At 68.2% G+C, this 20,766-nt stretch carries 22 protein-coding genes; 9 read left to right on the top strand and 13 right to left on the bottom strand.

Annotated elements, in window-relative coordinates; translation table 11 throughout:
- Nucleotides 1-137 precede the first annotated feature (137 nt).
- From EF888_RS11595 to EF888_RS11580, 4 genes are read left to right on the top strand one after another with little or no spacing between them, the layout of a single operon-like run.
- Nucleotides 138-1,748: a L,D-transpeptidase family protein gene (locus tag EF888_RS11595; RefSeq protein WP_109758438.1), complete on the top strand. Its 1,611-nt coding sequence runs from the start codon at nucleotides 138-140 to the stop codon at nucleotides 1,746-1,748.
- A 25-nt stretch (nucleotides 1,749-1,773) separates the two neighbouring features.
- Nucleotides 1,774-2,865, top strand: a complete 1,092-nt coding sequence (lpxD, locus tag EF888_RS11590) for a UDP-3-O-(3-hydroxymyristoyl)glucosamine N-acyltransferase (RefSeq protein ID WP_109758439.1) — start codon at nucleotides 1,774-1,776, stop codon at nucleotides 2,863-2,865.
- 32 nt (nucleotides 2,866-2,897) lie between these two features.
- Nucleotides 2,898-3,164, top strand: a complete 267-nt coding sequence (locus tag EF888_RS11585) for an acyl carrier protein (RefSeq protein WP_109758440.1) — start codon at nucleotides 2,898-2,900, stop codon at nucleotides 3,162-3,164.
- Nucleotides 3,165-4,373: a beta-ketoacyl-[acyl-carrier-protein] synthase family protein gene (locus EF888_RS11580; RefSeq protein ID WP_109758441.1), complete on the top strand. Its 1,209-nt coding sequence runs from the start codon at nucleotides 3,165-3,167 to the stop codon at nucleotides 4,371-4,373.
- A 4-nt stretch (nucleotides 4,374-4,377) separates the two neighbouring features.
- Here EF888_RS11580 and EF888_RS11575 read toward each other — a convergent pair whose 3' ends face one another.
- From EF888_RS11575 to mazG, 9 genes are all read right to left on the bottom strand, one after another.
- The gene (locus EF888_RS11575) at nucleotides 4,378-5,370 is read right to left on the bottom strand and encodes a zinc transporter ZntB (protein WP_241239653.1); all 993 of its coding nucleotides are present in this window, start codon (nucleotides 5,368-5,370) and stop codon (nucleotides 4,378-4,380) included.
- Nucleotides 5,360-6,220 (bottom strand): PhzF family phenazine biosynthesis protein, encoded by an 861-nt coding sequence (locus EF888_RS11570; protein WP_109758443.1) that lies wholly within the window; start codon nucleotides 6,218-6,220, stop codon nucleotides 5,360-5,362. The genes EF888_RS11575 and EF888_RS11570 overlap by 11 nt, the downstream gene beginning before the upstream one ends.
- 4 nt (nucleotides 6,221-6,224) lie before the next feature.
- The gene (locus EF888_RS11565; RefSeq protein WP_109758444.1) at nucleotides 6,225-7,496 is read right to left on the bottom strand and encodes a cation:proton antiporter; all 1,272 of its coding nucleotides are present in this window, start codon (nucleotides 7,494-7,496) and stop codon (nucleotides 6,225-6,227) included.
- A gap of 43 nt (nucleotides 7,497-7,539) precedes the next feature.
- Nucleotides 7,540-8,967 (bottom strand): protein adenylyltransferase SelO, encoded by a 1,428-nt coding sequence (locus tag EF888_RS11560; RefSeq protein WP_109758445.1) that lies wholly within the window; start codon nucleotides 8,965-8,967, stop codon nucleotides 7,540-7,542.
- Nucleotides 8,968-9,070: 103 nt separating this feature from the next.
- Nucleotides 9,071-9,514: a GNAT family N-acetyltransferase gene (locus tag EF888_RS11555; RefSeq protein WP_109758446.1), complete on the bottom strand. Its 444-nt coding sequence runs from the start codon at nucleotides 9,512-9,514 to the stop codon at nucleotides 9,071-9,073.
- On the bottom strand, nucleotides 9,511-10,455 hold the full coding sequence (locus tag EF888_RS11550; protein WP_109758447.1) for a nucleoside hydrolase: 945 nt from the start codon (nucleotides 10,453-10,455) through the stop codon (nucleotides 9,511-9,513). The genes EF888_RS11555 and EF888_RS11550 overlap by 4 nt, the downstream gene beginning before the upstream one ends.
- Before the next feature lie 100 nt (nucleotides 10,456-10,555).
- Nucleotides 10,556-11,569, bottom strand: a complete 1,014-nt coding sequence (locus EF888_RS11545) for a Fe(3+) ABC transporter substrate-binding protein (RefSeq protein ID WP_109758448.1) — start codon at nucleotides 11,567-11,569, stop codon at nucleotides 10,556-10,558.
- A 56-nt stretch (nucleotides 11,570-11,625) separates the two neighbouring features.
- Complete coding sequence (gene thpR / locus EF888_RS11540) at nucleotides 11,626-12,153, bottom strand: RNA 2',3'-cyclic phosphodiesterase (RefSeq protein WP_164721672.1); 528 nt, start codon at nucleotides 12,151-12,153, stop codon at nucleotides 11,626-11,628.
- On the bottom strand, nucleotides 12,150-12,965 hold the full coding sequence (gene mazG / locus EF888_RS11535; RefSeq protein WP_109758450.1) for a nucleoside triphosphate pyrophosphohydrolase: 816 nt from the start codon (nucleotides 12,963-12,965) through the stop codon (nucleotides 12,150-12,152). Before mazG ends, thpR begins: the two co-directional genes overlap by 4 nt.
- A gap of 75 nt (nucleotides 12,966-13,040) precedes the next feature.
- On the opposite strand from mazG, the gene speB reads away from it, so the two are divergent.
- Nucleotides 13,041-14,018 (top strand): agmatinase, encoded by a 978-nt coding sequence (gene speB, locus EF888_RS11530; protein ID WP_109758451.1) that lies wholly within the window; start codon nucleotides 13,041-13,043, stop codon nucleotides 14,016-14,018.
- 77 nt (nucleotides 14,019-14,095) lie between these two features.
- Nucleotides 14,096-14,545, top strand: a complete 450-nt coding sequence (locus tag EF888_RS11525) for a DUF1499 domain-containing protein (protein ID WP_109758549.1) — start codon at nucleotides 14,096-14,098, stop codon at nucleotides 14,543-14,545.
- On the opposite strand, the gene EF888_RS11520 is transcribed toward EF888_RS11525, so the two are convergent.
- Nucleotides 14,471-14,773, bottom strand: coding sequence for a hypothetical protein (locus EF888_RS11520; protein ID WP_109758452.1), 303 nt, complete (start codon nucleotides 14,771-14,773; stop codon nucleotides 14,471-14,473). The genes EF888_RS11525 and EF888_RS11520 overlap by 75 nt on opposite strands.
- A gap of 83 nt (nucleotides 14,774-14,856) precedes the next feature.
- On the opposite strand from EF888_RS11520, the gene prfA reads away from it, so the two are divergent.
- The 3 genes from prfA (at nucleotide 14,857) to EF888_RS11505 (ending at nucleotide 17,720) form a co-directional block, all read left to right on the top strand.
- Complete coding sequence (gene prfA, locus EF888_RS11515; protein WP_109758453.1) at nucleotides 14,857-15,912, top strand: peptide chain release factor 1; 1,056 nt, start codon at nucleotides 14,857-14,859, stop codon at nucleotides 15,910-15,912.
- Nucleotides 15,909-16,766 carry a peptide chain release factor N(5)-glutamine methyltransferase gene (gene prmC / locus EF888_RS11510; protein WP_109758454.1) on the top strand — a complete coding sequence of 286 codons (858 nt, stop codon included), beginning with the start codon at nucleotides 15,909-15,911 and terminating at the stop codon, nucleotides 16,764-16,766. Before prfA ends, prmC begins: the two co-directional genes overlap by 4 nt.
- A gap of 213 nt (nucleotides 16,767-16,979) precedes the next feature.
- The gene (locus EF888_RS11505) at nucleotides 16,980-17,720 is read left to right on the top strand and encodes a DUF4167 domain-containing protein (protein WP_109758455.1); all 741 of its coding nucleotides are present in this window, start codon (nucleotides 16,980-16,982) and stop codon (nucleotides 17,718-17,720) included.
- A 3-nt stretch (nucleotides 17,721-17,723) separates the two neighbouring features.
- On the opposite strand, the gene rsmA is transcribed toward EF888_RS11505, so the two are convergent.
- The 3 genes from rsmA to EF888_RS11490 are packed head-to-tail and all read right to left on the bottom strand — an operon-like array spanning nucleotide 17,724 to nucleotide 20,762.
- A complete protein-coding gene (gene rsmA, locus EF888_RS11500; RefSeq protein WP_109758456.1) occupies nucleotides 17,724-18,560 on the bottom strand; it encodes a 16S rRNA (adenine(1518)-N(6)/adenine(1519)-N(6))-dimethyltransferase RsmA in 837 nt (278 codons plus the stop codon).
- Entirely contained in the window at nucleotides 18,557-19,546 is a 990-nt protein-coding gene (gene pdxA / locus EF888_RS11495; protein ID WP_109758457.1) for a 4-hydroxythreonine-4-phosphate dehydrogenase PdxA, read from the bottom strand. The genes rsmA and pdxA overlap by 4 nt, the downstream gene beginning before the upstream one ends.
- 13 nt (nucleotides 19,547-19,559) lie before the next feature.
- Complete coding sequence (locus tag EF888_RS11490; RefSeq protein WP_109758458.1) at nucleotides 19,560-20,762, bottom strand: peptidylprolyl isomerase; 1,203 nt, start codon at nucleotides 20,760-20,762, stop codon at nucleotides 19,560-19,562.
- Between the last annotated feature and the right edge of the window lie 4 nt (nucleotides 20,763-20,766).

Raw genomic sequence — 20,766 nt, 5'->3', positions numbered from 1 at the left:
GCGGTCTGCGGCAATTTTGTGATAGCCGCGTGTCTTCCGGGAGACAGGGCCCAGATCTTGCGGGATTGTGAATGGACACCCTCGAAGAACAGCAGGCATCAAAGACCTGTAACAGTGACCCAAACCCAGGACGCTCGATGACCGCAGCCCTTGCCGTCAGGACCTTCAGCCTGACATGCCTCCTCGCCCTTTCCCTGTCCGTTGCCGGCTGGATCCGTCCAGCCGACGCGCAGGTGACGGCCTTCGTGCAGGCGGTGGCCGAAGGTGCGGCGGCAGACCGCGACATCGCGGAGTTCTACCGCTCGACCGGGTACGCAGCCCTTTGGACCGGCACCGACAGGACGTCGGCCAAGCGGCGCGAGGCCCTTCTCCGGGCCATCGAGGAGGCGCCGGCACACGGGCTGCCCGCCGCCGCCTACGATACCGCGGCATTGAAGGTCGGCCTGAGATCGGTCCGGTCGGAACGCGACCTCGGCCGCCTCGAGGTCGCGATGTCGAAGCTCTTTCTCACCTATGCGCGCGACGTGCAGACCGGAGTGCTGACGCCCGCGAAGGTGGATGCGGGCATCGTCCGGGAGGTGCCCTATCGCGACCGCAAGGGTTTGCTGTCGGCCTTCTCGAAATCCTCGCCCACGGGGTTTTTGCGTGCCCTGCCGCCGCAGAACCCGGAATACGTCCGCCTGATGAAGGCCAAGGTGGAATTCGAGCGGCTCGTCGCCCGCGGCGGCTGGGGGCCCGAGGTTGCCGCCTCGAAGCTGGAGCCGGGCCAGTCCGGACAGGCGGTCGTCGCCCTGCGGAACCGCCTGATCGCCATGGGCTACCTCAAGCGTACCGCAACGACGACCTACGACGAGCGGATGCGCCAGGCTGTGGGTGCCTTCCAGGCCGAACACGGGCTCGACGTCGACGGCGTTGTCGGACCCGGCACTCTGGCCGAGATCAACACGGGCGCGACGACGCGGCTGCACCAGATCATCGTCGCGATGGAGCGGGAGCGCTGGACCAACATGCCGCGCGGCAAGCGCCATATCCTGGTCAACATCCCCGATTTCCATGCGCAGGTGATCGACGACGGCAAGGTGACCTTCAAGACCCGCGCCGTGGTGGGGTCCGACGTGGCCGACCAGCGCACGCCCGAGTTTTCGGACATGATGGAGCACATGGTCATCAACCCGACCTGGAACGTGCCGCGCTCGATCGCGATCAAGGAATACCTGCCGCTTCTGCAGCGGAACCCCTACGCCGCCGGACACCTGCGGATCATCGACCGCCGGGGCCGGACGGTGCCGCGCGACGTGGTCGACTTCCGCCAGTTCAACGAGCGGACCTTTCCGTTCGACCTCAAGCAGCCGCCGTCGGACGGCAATGCGCTTGGCCTCGTCAAGTTCATGTTCCCGAACCGCTACAACATCTACCTGCACGACACGCCGACGAAGAACCTCTTCGGCCGCGAGGCGCGCGCCTTCAGCCACGGCTGCATCCGGCTGGGGGACCCGTTCGACTTCGCCTACACGCTGCTGATGCCGCAGACGTCGGACCCCGTAGGCCTCTTCCAGTCGCAGCTCGCCACCGGACGCGAGACCATCGTGGAGCTCGAGGAGTATATCCCGGTCCACCTCATCTATCGTACAGCCATCGCGCCCGCGAAGGGCCGCATCCAGTTCCGCCGCGACATCTATGGCAGGGACGCGCGGATCTGGCAGGCGCTTCAGTCGGCCGGGGTTTCGTCCGGCGGGGTTCAGGGCTAAGTCTGAGCCCTGAAAGGGGCCAAGGATGCGCTTTACCATCGGGGACATCGCGGCTGCACTCGGCGCCACCGCCTTCGGAGACGCCGAGCTTTCCGTGGCCGGCGCGGCGGAGCCGGCCTCTGCCGGACCGGACGATCTTGCCCTGGCGATGGACCCGAAATACGCCGAGGGCCTGTCGCAGGGCCGCGCGCGCGCCGCCATCGTCTGGGACGGCGCCGACTGGCAGGCGCTCGGGCTCGAGGCCGCCATCGTCGTGCCACGCCCGCGTTACGCCATGTCGGGCCTGACCCGTCTGATGGATCCGGGCCCCGAGATCGCGCCCGGCATCCACGCCAGCGCCGTCGTCGATCCAACGGCCGAGGTGGGCGAGGGCGCCGCCATCGGACCCTTCGTGGTCATCGGACCCCGGGCGCGGATAGGGGCAGGGGCGCGCATCGCCTCCCACGCCTCCATCGCCGAAGACGCCGTCATCGGCGATCACGCGCTGATCCATTCGGGCGTGCGCATCGGCGCGCGCGTCCGCATCGGGGCGCGTTTCATCGCGCAGCCTGGCGCGGTCGTGGGAGCCGACGGCTTCAGCTTCGTTACCCCCGAGAAGAGCCGCGTCGAGGAGGCGCGCCATGCCCGGGGCCAGGAGGTCGGCGCCAGGAACGCGGCCTGGACGCGCATCCATTCGCTCGGCACCGTCGAGATCGGCGACGACGTCGAGGTCGGCGCGAATTCGACCATCGACCGGGGTACGATCCGCGCCACGCGCGTCGGCGACCGCAGCAAGCTCGACAACCTCGTCCACCTTGGCCACAACGTCGTCGTGGGCGAGGACTGCCTGCTCTGCGGCCAGACCGGGATCGCCGGGTCGACGGTGATCGGCAACCGCGTCGTCCTCGGCGGACAGGTCGGCGTGACGGACAACATCTTCATCGGTGACGACGTGGTCGCGGGCGGTGGCACCAAGATCCTGTCGAAGACGCCGGCGGGCCGCGTCATCCTCGGCTATCCCGCGATGAAGATGGAGCAATACCTTGAGGCGAGCCGGAACTGGCGCCGTCTTCCACGGCTCTTCGAGGACGTGCGTGCGCTGAAGAATCCGGTTTCCTTGAGGGACGAGGACGACTAAACAGCGGCCTAACAGCCGCAAAGGGCACCGGGATGAGCGAGCACGTCAGGCAAAAGGTTGTCGGGATCGTCGCCGAGCAGGCGGTGCTGCAGCCGTCGGACATCAGGATGGACCAATCCCTCGAGGACCTTGGTATCGACAGCATGGCGCTCGTCGAGGCGATCTTCTCGATCGAGGAGGCTTTCGACATCCAGGTTCCCTTCAACGCGAACGAGCCCGACAAGTCCGAATTCGACATCTCGTCGGTCGGGGCCATCGTGGCCGCGGTCGAGCGTCTCGTGGCCGAGCAGTCGGGCTGAATGCGGCGCGTCGTCATCACCGGCGCGGGCACCATCAATCCGCTCGGCCATTCTGTCTCCGAAACCTTCGAGGCGTTCCGCGAGGGTCGCTGCGGGATCGGCGAGCTGGACATACGCGACGTCGACCGCCTGTCCATCCGTATCGGCGGCCAGGTCAAGGGGTATGACCCCGAGACGCGGTTCAACCGTCAGCAGCTTGCCCTCTACGACCGCTTCACCCAGTTCACGCTGATTGCCGGCGAAGAGGCGATCCGCCAGTCGGGGCTCGAGTTCTCCGGCCATCTCGCCGCCGAGGCGGGCGTCGTGCTCGGTACGTCGGGCGGGGGTCTCAACACTCAGGACGAGAACTACCGCGTCGTCTACGAGGAAGGGAAGAACCGCGTTCACCCCTTCGTCGTGCCGAAGCTGATGAACAACGCCGCTGCAAGCCATCTTTCGATGACCTTCAACCTGAAGGGCCCGTCCTTTACGGTCGCCACCGCCTGCGCGTCGTCGAACCATGCCATGGGTCAGGCCTTCTGGCTGATCCGGGGCGGGGCCGCGACGGTGATGATCACCGGCGGGTCGGAGTCCATGCTGTGCTTCGGCGGCGTGAAGGCCTGGGAGGGCCTGCGCGTCATGTCCAAGGACGCCTGCCGCCCGTTCAGCGCGAACCGCAACGGCATGGTCCAGGGCGAGGGCGCAGGTGTCTTCGTGTTCGAGGAATACGAGCACGCCAAGGCGAGGGGCGCCACGATCCTGGCTGAAGTCGTCGGCTTCTCGATGACCTCCGACGCCGAGGACATAGTGATGCCGTCCACACAGGGTGCGGCGCGCGCCATCCAGGGCGCGCTGAAGGATGCGGGCATCCCGGCAGAGAAGGTCGGCTACATCAACGCTCACGGCACCGGGACCGCAGCCAACGACAAGACCGAATGCGCCGCCGTGGCGCGGGTCTTCGGCCACCATGCAGACCGGGTGATGATCTCGTCCACGAAGTCGATGCACGGCCACCTGATCGGCGGCACCGGTGCGGTCGAGCTTCTGGCCTGCATCATGGCGCTGAAGGACGGGGTCATCGCGCCCACCATCGGCTATGAGGAGCCGGATCCGGAATGCGCGCTGGATGTGGTGCCGAACGTCGCGCGCGACGCGAAGGTCGACTATGTCCTGTCGAACGCCTTCGCCTTCGGCGGTTCGAACGCCGTGATCGCGCTGAAGCGCGCCTGACGGCTCAGCGACCGAACCCGGTCCGCCGGATCCACAGGTAGAGACCGCCCGCCAGCACCAGCATTCCCCCGCTCAACGCCCAGAAGGCCCAGGAACGATCGGCGAAGGGGATGCCCGCGACGTTCACGCCCAGAAGGCCCGTCACGAGTGTCAGCGGCAGGAAGATCACCGAGATCACGGCCAGAAGCAGCATCCGCCGGTTCAGATCCTCGGACCGGCGGTCGAGGATCTGCTCGTGGACGACCTGCGCCCGGTCGCGGATCGCGTCGAGGTCCTCGCCCAGTCGCACCACACGCTCGGTGGCCTCGCGCAGGCGGATGCGGTCGCGCTGCGTCAGCCAGGCCACGTCCTCGATCTGCATGGTCGAGAGCGCGTCCTTCTGGGGCACCATGAAGCGGCGCAGCAGGATGGCGGCGCGCCGGATGCGCGACAGCTCGGGTCTCAGGTTGTCGGTCTGGGGCTCGTCGACGGCCTCCTCCAGCGCGTCGATGTCCTCGTTCAGCGACGCCACCGACGGCTCGGCCCTGTCGGCGAGCCTCAGCGCCAGCTTGGAGGCGAAATCGCCGGGCGAGACCGGCCCCTGGCCCCGCTCGATGGCGTCGAGCACGTCCTGCATCGCCAGAAGCGGTCTGAGCCACACTCCGACGACGCGGGCCGCCGTCAGCCACAGGCGGACCGAGACCATGTCCTCGGGTTCTTCGGAGGGGTCGAGGTTCACGCCGCGCAGGTTGAGAAGGATGCCCTCGCCGTGGACCGTGCAGCGGGGCCGCGTCTCTTCGGCCGTCAGCGCCGCTAGCACCTCGGGGTCGAGCCCGAGACCGGAGAGGATCGCAGGCGTCGCCTCGGCGTCGCGGCGCAGGTGGACCCAGTGAAAGCCCGCGCCTTCGGTCGCCGACAGCGGAGGTTCGGCATGGCCGCTTCCCCTTCCGTCGAGGTGGAGCGAGATCAGGTCGGGCAGGGTGGGCTTCAACGGATCGGGCATGACGTCAGACAGCAATCCGCCCCTCCATGACGCGCACCGCGCGGCCCGAGACGGCGACTTCGACTGGCGCGCCGCCTTCGACCGTCACCTCGGTCAGGATCAGGCTCGGGCGCCCCATCTCGACACCCTGGACGATCTCGAAGTGCTGCGAGCGGCCGTCGAGCCTGCCGAGATAGGCCGTCAGCGCGGCGGCGGCGCTTCCGGTCGCCGGGTCCTCCATGACGCCGCCGAGGGGAGCGAACATCCGGGCGCGGATCGACGGGCCGTCGCGAAGGTAGACGAGCAGACCAAGCCGCTCCGCCTCCTCGCCCGCCGCGCGCCGGAACGCGTCGAGGTCCGGATAGGCGGCGACCAGATCGGCGTCCCCGCCCAACTCGGCGAGAAGAAACGGCAGCCCCACGCCCGCCACCTCGGGCGGGTGGCGGTCGATGCGCACGGACGTCTGCGCCAGACCCACCATACCCGCGACTGCCGCGGCGTTGGGTCCGGGCGAGGTCGACAGCGGCACGCGCGTCGTGAAGCGCGCCACGCCGTCGCGGACGGTCACCGGGATCGGACCCACGCCAAGCTCGAGCACCATGTCGTCGCCCGCCCGTCCGGCCTCGTGCAGCGCAAGGGCCGTGCCGACGGTCGGGTGGCCGGCGAAGGGCAGCTCCATCGTCGGCGTGAAGATGCGGACCTTCGCGTCGCGCGCCGGATCCTCGGGCGGCAGGACGAACGTCGTCTCGGAATAGCCGAACTCGCGCGCGACGGTCTGGAACATCGCCTCGGGCACCTTTGTAGCGTCGATGACGACGGCCAGGGGATTGCCGCCGAAGCGGCGGTCGGTGAAGACGTCGTAGGTGACGAAGGGCGCTTCGGTCATGGGCTCACACGAGGTCCGGTTCGCGCCCGACCCGGTTCGCGACGCTCGTGACGGTCAGGCCCTGGATGATGATCGAGAAGACGACGACCATGTAGGTCGAGGTGAGGATGAGGGGTTTCCACTCGCTGTCCGGCAGCGACAGGGCCAACGCCACCGAGATCCCGCCCTTGAGCCCGCCCCAGGTCATGATGCGGACGGTTCCGGTCGAGAAGCCCCGGAAGGGCTTGAGAAGGAAGACCGGGACGGCCACAGCCGCCAGCCGCGCGCCAAGGGCGAGGATGATCGCGGCGAGGCCGGTCTGGAACGCGGGCCAGTCGAAGGTGACGGCGAAGACCTCGACGCCGATCAGCATGAAAAGAACCGCGTTCAGGATCTCGTCGATCAGTTTCCAGAAGGCGTCGACGTACTTTCGCGTCTCCTCGCTCATGCCTTTCGACGAACCGACGTCGCCGATGAGAAGTCCAGCGCAGACCGCCATGATCGGCGCCGAGACATGCAGGAAGACGGCCAGCTGGTAGCCGCCGAAGGCAAGCGCCAGCGTCAGCAGCACCTCGAGCGAATAGTCGTCGATCCGCCGCATGAGCCGGAACGTCAGGTAGCCGAGTACGAGACCGAGCGCCGCTCCGCCCGCCGCTTCCTGGAAGAACAGTTCGGCCGCCCCCCGGATGACCGAGCCTTCGGGTCCGTGCGCCTCGCTGCCGTGCGAGCCTGCGACCGGAAAGGCGATGCCGACGAGGACAAGAAAGACGACGTAGCCCACGCCATCGTTGAAAAGGCTCTCGCCCGCGATCTTGGTCTCGAGCGTCTTCGGCAGCGACGCCTCCCGCAGGACGCCGAGGACGGCAACCGGGTCGGTCGGCGAGATGAGAGCGCCGAAGACCAGCGCCACGAGGAAGGGCATGCCCGTCAGCCAGGAAAACCCCGCGCCGACGATCAGCGTCGAAATCCCGACGCCCATGGTCGCCATCAGCGCGACCACCTTCCACTCGGCCCGCAGGTCGCTCAGCTTGACGTGAAGCGCGCCGGCGAACAGCAGAAGCCCCAGCATTCCCTCGAGCAGCGCGTCCGAAAAGTCGATCCCGCCGACGAGACGACGGACCTCGTCGTCCACCGTGAATCCCTGCACCAGGACGTCGAGCAGAAGGATGACAAGAGACGCCGCAAGCGAGACGACGAGGATGCCGATGGATGAGGGAAGACGCAGGAACAGATAGTTCACCGCGCCGAAAAGGGCCGCGAGGACGATGAGAAGGGACGTGAGCTGCAACAGGTCCATGCCCCCCCAATAGCACAGGGGAGAGGACCTGCCAGCGAAACGATCAGGTGCCGCAGAAGGTGCGGGGCACGACTTCCTCTTCCGTCGGGGCGCGCGCGAGGTCGGCGTCGTCCGGATCGGGATCGAAGGGACGGGCGAGCGCGCGATTGAGCCGCTCGAAGGGGCCGATGTCTCCGGCGACGCCGGCGCGGATGGCCTCCTCGATCCGGTGCGTGCGCGGGATCAGCGCCGGATTCGCCTGCCGCATCGCAGGGGCACGATCCTCCGGCGTGGTTCCCTCGCGCGCAAGCCGGGTGCGCCAGTCGCGCTCCCAGACGTCGAACGCGGCGGGGTCGAGAACTTCATCCCGGGCCAGAGGCGTGCCGAGCGCGCGGAAGGCATTGGTGAAATCCGCGCGTCCCGTGGCCATCAGGTCGAGAAGACCGTGGATCAGCGCGCCGTCTTCCTCGTCGTCTCCATCGCCCAACCCGATCTTGGCCCGGAACAGCCGCAGCCATTCGGCCTGGAACACCGGCGCGAAGCCGTCGAGCGCCCCTTGCGCCGCGCCCACGTCGTCGATGAGCGGCATCAGCGCCTGACCCAGTTGCGCGAGGTTCCACAGCGCCATCTCGGGCTGGCGGGCATAGGCATAGCGGCCCTGGCTGTCGATGGACGAGAAGACCCGCAACGGGTGATAGGTGTCGACGAAGGCGCAGGGGCCATAGTCGATGGTCTCGCCCGAGAGGGTCATGTTGTCGGTGTTCATCACGCCGTGGATGAAGCCGAGCGACAGCCAGCACGCGATCAGCCGGGCCTGACGCTCGACGACGCCCTGAAAGAGATCGAGCGCGCCGTCCGCTCCGGGATAATGCCGCGCGATGGCATGCGCGACGAGCGCCTCGAGACCCTCGCGGTCGTCCTTCGCGGCGAAGTACTGGACGGTGCCGACCCGCAGGTGGCTCGACGCCACGCGGGTCAGGACCGCGCCCGGAAGCGGCGCTTCGCGCATGACCGCCTCGCCGGTCAGCACGGCCGCCAGCGCGCGTGTCGTCGGCACGCCGAGCGCGGCCATCGCTTCGGACACGACGTATTCGCGCATCACCGGCCCGAGCCACGCCCGTCCGTCGCCCCGCCGGCTGAAGCGCGTCGGGCCGGATCCCTTCAGCTGGATGTCGAAGCGTGCGCCATCGGGCGCCACCACCTCGCCCAGAAGGATCGCGCGCCCGTCGCCCAGTTGCGGCACGAAGCCGCCGAACTGGTGCCCCGCATAGGCCTGCGCGATCGGCTCGGCGCCGTCGGGAACCGAATTGCCCGCCAGCGCCTGAAGACCCTCGATCGAGGCCAGCGCATCGGCGTCGAGGCCGAGTCGCGCGGCCAGCGGACGGTTCAGGGCAACAAGGACCGGGGCGGCGACAGGCGTCGGCGCGAGGCGTTCGTAGAACCGCTCGGGCAGCCGCGCATAGGAGTTGTCAAAGGGCAGATCGAGGCTCATGCCCCCTATCTAGGGAGCCTCGGTCGAGATTCCCACGCCCTTCATCTTGCGCGAAGTACGCCGGGGGTGAACTGGCCGCAGGCCAGGAGGGGGCAGCGCCCCCTTACGCCACCCAGGTCATCAGCGCGAAGGGACGGCGGCGAAAGCCCGCGCGCCGGTAAAGCCGCTCGGCCCGGTTGCCTTCGGCCATCTCGAGGTGCAGGGCCTTCACGCCCGCGTCGGCAAGCGCTCTCTGGAGTGCCGTCAGCGCCTCGGCCCCCATGCCTCGCCCACGCACCTTCTCGCGAATCCAGAGCTCGTCGACGAAGCCGTCCATGCCGCCCAGCTCGATCGACCACCCGAAGGACGCCGCAACATAGCCCACCGGCGACATGCGCGGTCCGATCAGCCAGACCGCCCCGTGCGGCGAGCCTTCGAGAAGGGGCAGGAGTGCGGCCGTGCGGTGCGCCGCATCGACGTCTATGCCCTCCTCGGCGTGATAGGCCTCGACCATGACGAGCAGGCGCTCCAGGTCGTCCGGTCCGGCAAGATGCAGGATCTGGCTCATGCGTAGCGTCCCAGGCGATCGACGATCAGCTCGTAGAAGCCGTCGCGGTCGATCGTTCCCATGAACATGGCGTTGGCGGGCCGGTTGGTGACGCCCCACCAGTCGGCGACGGTCATGCCCCGCGTCAGCGGGGAGGCGACTTCGATCTCGACGTTGATGTGGCGGCCCTCGAACAGGTCCGGGCGGATGAGGTAGGCGACGGTGCAGGGGTCGTGCAGCGGCGCGCCCTCCGAGCCGTATTTCTTCATGTCGAACCGCTCGAAGAAGTCGGTCCAGGCGGCGACCATGCGCCCGACCTCGGTGCCCATGTCGCGGAAGCGCTGGACGATGGCCTCGCTGGTCAGCGCCTTGTGCGTCACGTCGAGCGGCATGACCGTCAAGGGAACGCCGGAATTGAACACGATCTCGGCCGCTTCCGGATCGACGTAGATGTTGAACTCGGCCGCAGGCGTGATGTTGCCGACCTCGAAGTAGGCGCCGCCCATCAGCACGATCTCCTGCACGCGCTCGACGATGTCGGGCGCGGCGACGAAGGCGGCGGCGATGTTGGTGAGCGGCCCGATCGGCACCAGCGTCACGGTTCCTTCGGGTTCGGCCCGCAGCGTCTCGACGATGAAGTCCACACCGTCCTTGTCCTGAAGCGGCATCGTCGGTTCGGGCAGGGGCGGACCGTCGAGACCCGTCTTGCCGTGGACATGCTCGGCGGTGACGAGGATGCGATCGAGCGGCGCGTCGCGGCCCGCGAAGACAGGGACGTCGGGCCGGCCCGCCAGTTCGCAGACGATCCGCGCGTTCTTCTGCGTCAGCGCCAGGGGCACGTTGCCCGCAACGGCGACGACGCCGAGAACCTCGATTTCCTCGGGCGAGGCAAGGGCCAGCAGAATCGCCACGGCGTCGTCCTGGCCGGGGTCGGTATCGATGATGATCTTGCGCGGAGCCATGGGGTCGTCCTCTTTCGGCGGGGACATTGGCCCGCGCAAAACCGGAAGACAAGACGGGCGGCCCCGATGGACCGCCCGTCCGCCTGCTGCTCGAAGAGTGTCAGTTGCCCGCGTCGAAATCCACGCGTTCGACCAGTTGCAAGGCCTCGGCGCGGTGCGCCGCGATCTCGGTCAGCTCAAGGTCGTCGGGCGTGAATTCGCCCCAGGACGCCACGCGTTCGCTCGTCATCGCATCGGGGCGGGCGGGATATTCGTCGACCTCGGCGGCATAGATCGCCTGCGCCTCGGGAGAGACGAGGAATTCCATGAACTTCAGCGCCGCATCGCGGTTCGGGGCCGAAGCGGTCATCGCCACGCCCGAGAGGTTGACGTGCGTGCCGCCGCCGTTCTCGAAGGTGGGGAAGTCGATCCGGACCGAGTTGGCCCATTCGACCTGCTCAGGGTCATCGAGCATTGCTCCCATGTAGTAGGTGTTGCCGAGAGAGATGTCGCACTGGCCGGCCCAGATCGCCTTGACCTGCGCGCGGTCGTTGCCTTCCGGCTTCTGCGCGAGGTTGGCCTTCACGCCCTGAAGCCATTCCTCGGTCGCCTCGACGCCGTTGTGGGCGATCATCGCGCCGATGAGGCCGAGGTTATAGTCGTGGGTGCCGGGGCGGGTGCAGATGCGGCCCTTCCACTTGGGGTCGGCGAGATCCTCGTAGGTCGTCACCTCGCCCTCGGCCACGCGCTCTTTCGAGGCATAGACGATGCGGGCGCGGGTGGTGAGGCCGTACCAATGCCCCTCGTCGTCGCGAAGGTTGGCGGGGACGGCGGCCTTGAGCGCCTCGTCATCCACGGCCTGAGTGACGCCAGCGTCCTTGGCGGCGGCGAGACGCGAGATGTCCACGGTCATGATGATGTCGGCCGGCGAACGAGCGCCCTCGGCCTGAAGCCGCTCGACGAGACCCTTGTCGATATAGGCGACGTTCGTGGTGATGCCTGTCTCTTCGGTGAAGGCATCGAGGATCGGCTGGATCAGCTCGGGCTGGCGGTAGGAGTAGATATTGACCTCTTCCGCGATGGCGGTGGTGGCCAGAAGACTGCCGGCGAGGGCAAGGGTGACGGTGCGAATCATGACGCGGACCTTTTTCGTTTTCGATGGTCCGCTTTAATCCGACTATTTTTGTCAGGTCAATGGTCCGGGGCACCGGGAAGAGGGTAGGTCGCAAGCGCATCGTACTCCGCGCCGTGCTTTTTCAGCGTCGTGCGGAACAGCGAAAAGCTGAGAGCCGATGCCTCCGGGACGGCGGTCCACGGCGGCAACGTCGGGTCGATACAGTCGCGGACCACGGTGACGTGGGGGCGAAACCGCCGGCGTTCCAGCGCGATATCGACTCGGCGCGCGGCACGTTCGACGGCTTCTTGGAGCTGAAGCAGCCCCTTCTCCGGCTCGACCGTCGCCACGAGGTGCCGCGACAACTTGAAGCCCGCGAGGACATCGAGGCCTGTCAGGTGAACTGTGACGGGGGGCGGGCGCAGGACTTCCAGCGCTTCGGCCAGATCCTCCAGCCTTCGCGTTTCCTGCGTCCCGAGGAAGACGAGCGTCAGATGCAGGTTCTCCTCCGGCACCTTCCGCCCCGAGATCGCGACCCGCGCCGCCGCCCGGCAGGCGGGCAGCAGGGAGTCGGGCAGCGGGATCGCCACGAAGGCGCGGATCACGTCGATTTCTCCTCGCGCTTCACCTCCGTCCAAAGCGCGTCCATCTCGTCGAGCGTTGCCTGCGCCGGTGAGGAACCCTGCGCCGCCAGACGATCCTCGACGCGCGCGAAGCGGCGCTCGACCTTGGCATTCGTCCGCCGAAGTGCGGCTTCCGGGTCGATGTCCCAGTGCCGGGCGAGGTTCACGAGGACGAAGAGGATGTCGCCGAACTCGTCCTCGACCGCGTCGCGCGACAGTGACCTTGCCTCGTCGAGCTCGCGCAGCTCCTCGGCCAGCTTCTCCAGCACCGGCCCGGTGTCGCCCCAGTCGAACCCGACGCGCGCCAGCCGCTTCTGAAGCTTCAGCGCCCTCAGAAGGGCCGGCAGACCTTTCGCCACCCCGTCGAGCGTCCGTTTCTCGCCCGAGCCTTCACGTTCGCGCGCCTTCTGCGCCTCCCAGTCCCGGGTCTGCTGCTCGGCCGACTTGTCGCGGCTTTCGGACCCGAAGACATGCGGGTGGCGGTCGATCATCTTTGCCGTCACGCGCCGCGCGATGGTCTCCACGTCGAAGTGACCCGCCTCGGCGCCCATCTGGCCGTGGTAGACGACCTGCAACAGAAGGTCGCCCAGTTCTCCCTCGAGCTCGTCCCAGGCTTCGCGTTCGATGGCGTCGGCGACCTCGTGGGCCTCCTCGATGGTGTAGGGGGCGATGCTGAGGAAGTCCTGCTCGATGTCCCAGGGACAGCCGGCGTCGGGATCGCGCAGGCGGCGCATCACCTCGATCAGGCGCGGCAAGCCGTCGGGCACCCCGAAGATCGGATCGCTTTCGCTCATCTTGCCCCCTTTGCCTCTGCCGTTCGGGCGACTAGGTTCCACGCCGAACCGCGGAAGTCTACCGGAGGGAACGGGATGGCACTGGAAGACGCAAGCCGCGAGGCGGACCGGGCGCTCTCGGGCAAGGCCACGGGCCTGGCCTACGAGAATCCCTTCGCGGGCGCGGTGTCGTTCCTGCGGCGCTCCTTCACGAAGGATGCGACGGGCGCTGACCTTGCCGTGTCGGGCATCCCCTTCGACCAGGCGGTGACGCACCGTCCCGGCGCGCGCTTCGGCCCCCGCGCGATCCGCGAGGCTTCGACCATGATGGCGGGCGATCCGCCCTATGGCTGGGGATATTCTCCCCTCGACGAGGTTCATGTCGTCGACGCGGGCGACATGCCCTTCGACTACGCCCGCGCCTCCGAGGTGCCGAGCCGGATAGAGGCGCATGTCGCGGCGCTGATCAAACAGGCAAAGGGCGCCATCCTTCTGGGCGGCGACCACTCGACGACCTTGCCGTCCCTGCGCGCGCACGCGGCGAAGCACGGACCCGTGGCGCTGGTGCAGGTCGACGCTCACCCAGACACCTGGACCGACGACGCGCCCGAGCGGGTGGATCACGGCACCATCGTCTACAAGGCGATCCGGGAAGGGCTGATCGACCCTGCACGCTCGGCGCAGATCGGCACGCGGGTCGAGGTCGAGGACGAGGCGGCCCTCGGCCTCCACCGGATCGACGCCCGCGCGGTTCATGCGCGCGGGGCCGAGGAGGTGGCCAATGAGGTGCGCAAGATCGTGGGCAAGGGGCCGGTCTACCTCTCCTTCGACATCGACGGCCTTGACCCCGCCTTTGCACCCGGCACCGGCACGCCGGTCTGGGGCGGTCTGACCACGGCGCAGGCGGGCCTGTTCCTGCGGCACCTCGCGGGTATCGACCTGATCGGCGGCGACGTGGTCGAGGTTTCTCCGCCCTACGACCACGCGAACATCACCGCGATGGCGGGGGCGCACATCGCCTACGACCTGATCGCGCTCTGGGGCTGGACACGGAGGACGGTCGCCACAGGTTGACGGTCTGGAAACGGCCTGCCGCCAGGGCAGGACGATTTCCTTGACGCTGTCAGGCGGACAAAGCGAGGCGGATGCCGATGAAGACCATTCTCCTGTTGCTCCTGATCCTGTTCGCCCTGGCGCTTCTGTGGGTCCGCCTGGCCCCGATCAACGGAGACGAGTGGCACCTCGACCCCGCCGACGCGGACCCGCCCCGCGGCGCGGGCGTCAGGCTGATCGGCCCCGAGGCGCCGCGCTTCCCCGGCATGCCGGACGGGGTTCTGGGCGCGTTTGCGGACATCGCCTTGTCCGATCCCCGCACCCGTCTGCTCGACGGCAGCCTGGACGAGGGCATGATGACCTTCGTCGCCCGTTCGCGCGTCTTCGGTTTTCCCGACCTCGTCACGGTCAAGGCGACCGCCGAGGGCGACAGGACGAAGCTGTCGATCATCTCGCGCGCGAAGTACGGGCGTTCAGATACCGGTGTGAATGCGGCCCGTGTCGACCGCTGGCTCCACGAGATGCGGCTTCGACTGGGGGAGGGATGAGCTGAGGCAGCCTTCGCTGACCTCGCGCCACATCGGCACGTTCAGAGACATCTGGCATTGCGCCATGAACGCGCGCCCGTTCACGAAGAGGCAGATCGTCTCGCCCAGCTCGACGCGGCTGCCCTGGGTGTCGGTGCAGTAGCAGTCGATCTTCTTGCCGCCGGGTCCGATGACGTCGGCGTGCGAAGGCAGGGCCAGGACGGCCAGGAGTAGGGCGGCCGGTCTCATGGCCATGATCCTATCACGCGCGTGGCGATTCCCGAAAGGCCCGCGACTTGACGCCGCCCGGCATTCGGAGGACAGGAAGCCGCATGGTTCCTCTCGATACCCTCGACCAGATCCGGCAACGGTTCCAGTACCTGGAGGCGAAGATGTCGGGCGGCGCGGCCCCTGACCAGATCGCGACGCTGGCCAAGGAATACTCCGACCTCAAGCCGGTGGTGGCCGAGATCGAAGGCTACCGCGCAATGCTGACCCACCGCGACGAGGCCGAGGCGATGCTGTCGGATCCCGAGCTCAGGGGGCTGGCCGAGGACGAATTGCAGTCGCTGAAGGAGGCGATCGTCAAGGCCGAAAGCAAGCTGCGGCTTGCCCTGCTTCCGAAGGACGCCGCCGACGCCCGTCCCGCCATCGTCGAGATCCGCCCCGGTACGGGCGGTGACGAGGCGGCGCTTTTCGCCGGCGACCTTCTGCGCATGTACCAGCGCTATGCCGAGGCGCGGGGCTGGAAATTCAGCGTGATCGAATTGTCCGAGACCGAGCTTGGCGGCGTGAAGGAGGCGGTCGTCAACATCGCGGGCGATAACGTCTTCGCGCGGCTCAAGTTCGAAAGCGGCGTCCACCGCGTGCAGCGCGTGCCCGAGACGGAATCGGGCGGGCGCATCCACACCTCGGCCGCGACGGTCGCGGTTCTGCCCGAGGCCGAGGAGGTCGACATCGACATCCCCGCAACCGACATCCGCATCGACACCATGCGCGCGTCGGGGGCCGGGGGTCAGCACGTCAACACGACGGATTCTGCGGTCCGCATCACGCACCTGCCCACGGGCATCATGGTGACCTCTTCCGAGAAATCGCAGCACCAGAACCGCGCCATCGCGATGGCCCACCTTCGCGCCAAGCTCTTCGACATGAAGCGCCAGGCGGCCGACGACGAACGCGCCGCCGCCCGCAAGAGCCAGGTCGGATCGGGCGATCGGTCCGAGCGGATCCGCACCTACAACTTTCCGCAGGGGCGCATGACCGACCACCGGATCGGGCTGACGCTCTATCGGCTGAACGAGATCCTGGGCGGCGATCTCGACGAGGTGATCGACTCCCTGACCGAGGCCGACCAGGCCGAGCGACTGGCGGAAGCGGGGCTGTGAGCGACGACGGCACGGTGGCGGAGGCGCTGGCGAAGGCCACGCGCAGCCTCAAGGCGTCCGGCATCCCCGATCCAGCCCGCGACGCGCGCTGGCTCATGGCAGATGCGCTTGGCGTCGAGACATCTGGCGTCGCGGTCAGGCTTCGCGATCCGCTGCCGCCCGACGCGGGCGAGACGTTCTCGTCGCATGTCGCTGCCCGCATGGCGCGCGAGCCTGTATCGCGGATCGTCGGCGGTCGGCTGTTCTACGGCCGCTGGATCGCGAACTCGCCCTTCGTCCTCGACCCCCGGCCCGAGACCGAGCTTCTGATCGACCTCGCCCTGTCCGAACCGTTTGCCAAGATCCTGGACCTCGGAACAGGTTCTGGATGCATCGCCCTGACGCTTCTCGCCGAGCGTCCCGGCGCCGTCGCCGTCGCCACTGACATCTCTCCCGACGCGCTCGAGACCGCCGCGATCAATGCGGTCTCCTGGACCGTGGCCGACCGGGTGCAGTTCGAGGTCTCGGACTGGTTCGAGGCTGTGGAGGGCACCTTCGACCTCATCGTCTCGAACCCGCCCTATATTCATCCCGACGAACTGCCCGCCCTAGCGCCCGAAGTCTCGCGCTTCGACCCCGAGATCGCGCTGACGGACAACCTCGACGGGCTGTCCGCCTATCGCCGGATCGCGGCCCGGGCGCCCGGGCATCTGAAGCCCGACGGGCGGCTCATGGTCGAGATCGGACCGACGCAGGGTGAGGCGGTCGCGCAAATGTTCCGGAATGCGGGTCTTGAAAACATCAGCATCACACCCGACCTCGATGGCAGGGATCGGGTCGTGTCCGCCCGCAAGAGCGATGCGCCGGACCCGTGACACTTGTGCGAAATGCCGCCGCAAAGCCGGCAGAATGCCGCAAAAACCTCTTGCCCTGAGGCGATCCTGTGTCTAGACCCATTGCGTGCGGGCGGCGGAGCACAGGCTGGCTCCCCCGAACATCTGCCAAATCATTTCACGGACCAGAGCTCCGATGCGGGGCAAATTTCGGACAGGTCCGTAGCAACCAGACCAGAGGCTGGACCACACCTTATGAGATCTTCCAAGTCACGATCGCGGTCGAAGTCGAACCGTAACAACCGTTCCGTCGGCAACGTCGTCAACCGGGTCTTCGACAGCTCCGGGCCCGAGGGCAAGGTGCGCGGCACGCCGCAGCAGATCATCGACAAGTACAATCAGCTCGCCCGCGACGCGCAGCTCGGAAACGACCGTGTCGCGACCGAGAACTTCCAGCAGCACGCCGAGCACTACACCCGGATGCTGGCCGAGGCGCTGCAAGAGCAGAACGAACGTCAGGGTCACAACCAGCAGGGCGGCCAGAACCAGCAGGGGCAGGGCGGCCAGAACCGGAACGACGACCGCAGGGATGACAGCTTCGACGGCCAGCAGGACGGCGGCAACGACAACCGTGGCGAGCGCAACGACAACCGAGGCGACCGCAACGACAACCGTGGCGACCGCAACGACAACCGCGGCGACCGCAATCAGGACCGGGGCGACCGGCAGGAGCGTCAGGACCGCCCTGAACGTCAGCCCGAGCGTGCCGAGCAGAAGCAGGAACGCCAGGAGCGCCAGCCCGAGCGTGCCGAGCAGAAACCCGAGCGCGAGCCGGAGCGTCAGCCCGACGTGATCGACCTGTCGTCCGAGGGCGATGACACGAACCTGGTCGAGACGCCGGAAAGCCGTCCCCGGCCCCGCCGCACCCGTCGCAAAGCCGCGACCGAAAATCAGGACGCCGGCACCGACACGCCTCAGCCCGACGCGGCCGAATAGAGTCTAGCCTAGACTGCGCGCCAGGGCGCAGAACCGCTCCAGATCCACCGTCTCGGCCCGGTCCGTGGGGTCGATTCCCGCGGCTCTCAGACGATCCTCGATGTCGGGCGCAAGGCTCTTGAGGCTTGCCCGCAGCATCTTGCGGCGCTGGTTGAAGCCCGCCGCCACGACACGTTCCAGCACCTTGGGATCGGCCTCGAACCGGGGCGTGGCCCGCGCCACCAGGTTCACGACCGCCGAGCGCACCTTGGGCGGCGGCGTGAAGGCTTCGGGCGGCAGCTCCATCACGATTTTCGCGTCGCACCGCCACTGCGCCAGCAGGGCCAGCCGGCCATAGGCCTTGGAGCCCGGCACCGCCACGATCCGTTCGGCCACCTCGCGTTGAAACATCAGCGTCAGGCTCTGCCAGACGGGAGGCCAGACGGAGGGCGTCAGCCAGCGCACCAGAAGCTCGGTGCCCACGTTGTAGGGCAGGTTCGCCACGATCTTGATGGGCGGCGTCAGATGCGCCGAGACGTCCAGTCCAAGCGCGTCGGCGTTCACGACCGAAAGTCTGCCCGGATAGGCCTCGGCGATCTCGGCCAGCGCGGGAAGGCAGCGCGGATCCTTCTCGACCGCCAGCACATGGCGCGCGCCTTCGGCCAGAAGCCCGCGCGTCAGCCCGCCCGGCCCGGGCCCGACCTCCAGCACGTCGCATTGCGTCAGGTCGCCCGCGGCGCGCGCGATCTTGGCGGTCAGGTTCAGGTCGAGAAGGAAGTTCTGGCCAAGCGCCTTCTTCGCCGAAAGACCGTGCCGGGCGATGACCTCGCGCAGCGGCGGCAACCCGTCGATGGCGCTCACGCCCCGCCGCCCGAGGCGCGCGTCGCCGCGATGCGGGCAGCCAGTCGGATCGCCGCGATCATCGAAGCCGGGTTGGCGATGCCTTGCCCCGCGATGTCGAACGCCGTGCCGTGGTCGGGCGAGGTCCGTACGAAGGGCAGGCCGAGCGTCACGTTGACGCCCCGGTCGAAGGCCAGCGTCTTGATCGGGATCAGCGCCTGGTCGTGGTACATGCAGACCGCCGCGTCATAGCGCGCCCGCGCCTCGGCATGGAACATCGTGTCGGCGGGCAGGGGGCCTGCGACCGCCATCCCCTCCGCCCGAAGATCCTCGCACAGGGGACCGATCCAGCGCATCTCCTCCGCTCCCAAGAGGCCACCTTCCCCGGCGTGCGGGTTCAGCCCGGCTACGGCGATGCGCGGCGCGGCGAGGCCGAAATCGCGGACAAGGCCCTTCGCCGTGATCCGGATGACGCTTTCCAGAAGCTCGGGCGTAAGCGCGCCCGGCACCGCGGAGAGCGGAATGTGGATCGTGGCGGGCACGACGCGCAGTTCGTCGGATGCCAGCATCATCACCGCCTGTGCGCCCCCCGCGAGATCGGCGAGAAACTCGGTATGTCCGGGAAAGCCGAAGCCCGCGTGATCGGCCAGAACCTTTTTCGAGATCGGCGCAGTGCAGACCGCCGACGCCTCGCCGGACCGGGTCAGATCGACCGCGCGCCGGATCACCTCGACGACGCCCGGGGCGTTGGCGGGTGTCGGCCGTCCGGGCCGGGCCGGGTCGGGGAAGGCATGGGGCAGGACCGGCAGTCCGGTCGCGGCGGCGGCGGGTGCCTGAGACGGGTCGTCGATCACCGCAAGGGGCGTGCCGGATGGGAAATGCGCGGGATCGCCGATCACGAAGAAAGGCACGTCGGCGCCAAGCGCCCGCCACGCGCCGAGCGAGATTTCCGGCCCGATGCCCGAAGGATCGCCGCAGGTGACGGCGACGGGGGGAAGCCCTGTCACGGGTCGCCCGCGCCTATTGGAGGGTCGTGATGACGCTGCGCGCGCGCAGGTCGGCGAGGTAGTCCACGGCCTGAGCGGTCATCCGTGCATTCAGCAACTGCGTCCCGATGATCTCGAAGTCGACCGTGCTCTCCTGCCCCGACTTCCGCTCGCACAGCATCAGGACCGTCGCGTTGGCGCCCCGCACGACCGAGGTCGTCGCCTCGTTGACGTCGAGCGACGCGATGGCGCCGCGCACATCGGGGGGCAGCGCGCCCTGCGGCACCGTTTCGCGGATCAGCCGTTCAGGCGGAAGGCCCTCCGCCACGCCGTAGAGATCGTCGCAGGTGTCGACGCTGGCCTTGACCGCCTCGGCCGCCGCCCGGTCGGGTCCGGCGATGTAGAGCGCGTAGTCGACCGCAAGGTCGGACGGCGCGCCGGCCTGCACCCGTTCCAGGTCGCGCAGGCGGTAGAGCGCCACCGCATTCTCGATTTCGACCGGGCGGCTGGTCTGGCCGGGCGTCAGTCCCGCCACGATGCCGCGCACATCGTCGGGCAGGCTTTCGAGTGCGACCCAGGCCTGTTCGCCTCCGCGCGAGGCCGAGGGCGCGACCGAGAAGCGGCGCGCGGCGGCCGCGAAGTCGGCGTCGTCGTCGATCTGCGCCAACTCGGCGGCGCGCGTCCGCGAGGCGAAGGCCGTCTCGGGCGTGGTCGTGGGCAACAGAATCTCGGACAGCAGGACCCGCACACCGCCCTCGGTGCCGGTTCGGGCAAGGGTCTGGCTGATCTGATCGCGCGAGATCGAGTTTCGGGCCGCGCTGGCGAACCGGCCGCGGACATGGTCACGCCAGGCGATTCCCGCGGTCACGAAATCGCGGAACGTCTCTTCGCCGACGCCGTTCTGGCCGAGGGCTGTCACGAACTCCTCGGTCGTCAGGTTGGCGCGTCCCGCGAATTCGGCCAACGCCGCGTCGACAGCTTCGGGCGAGGTTTCTTCACCCGCCGCCCGCACCGCGTTCATCTGGACCGCCTCGTTGATGAGCTGTTCGCGCGCCAGCTCGTTCGGATCGCCAGGAGCGCGGAGGAGCGACAGGAAGCGCGCCCGCTGGTCAAGCTGCCAGCGCGTCACGACGGTGTCGTCGACCTGCACCACGGGAGAGAAGCGGCCCTGCGCCGCAGCCGGGGCGAAGGGCAGGACAAGGGCCAGCATCGCCAGAAGAACCAGACGTGGAAACAAGGGG

It is taken from the genome of Silicimonas algicola (genome assembly GCF_003970735.1).
Lineage (GTDB): Bacteria > Pseudomonadota > Alphaproteobacteria > Rhodobacterales > Rhodobacteraceae > Silicimonas > Silicimonas algicola.
The sequence above is the reverse complement of the archived record's forward strand: the minus strand, read 5'-3'. Positions and strand labels throughout refer to the sequence as shown.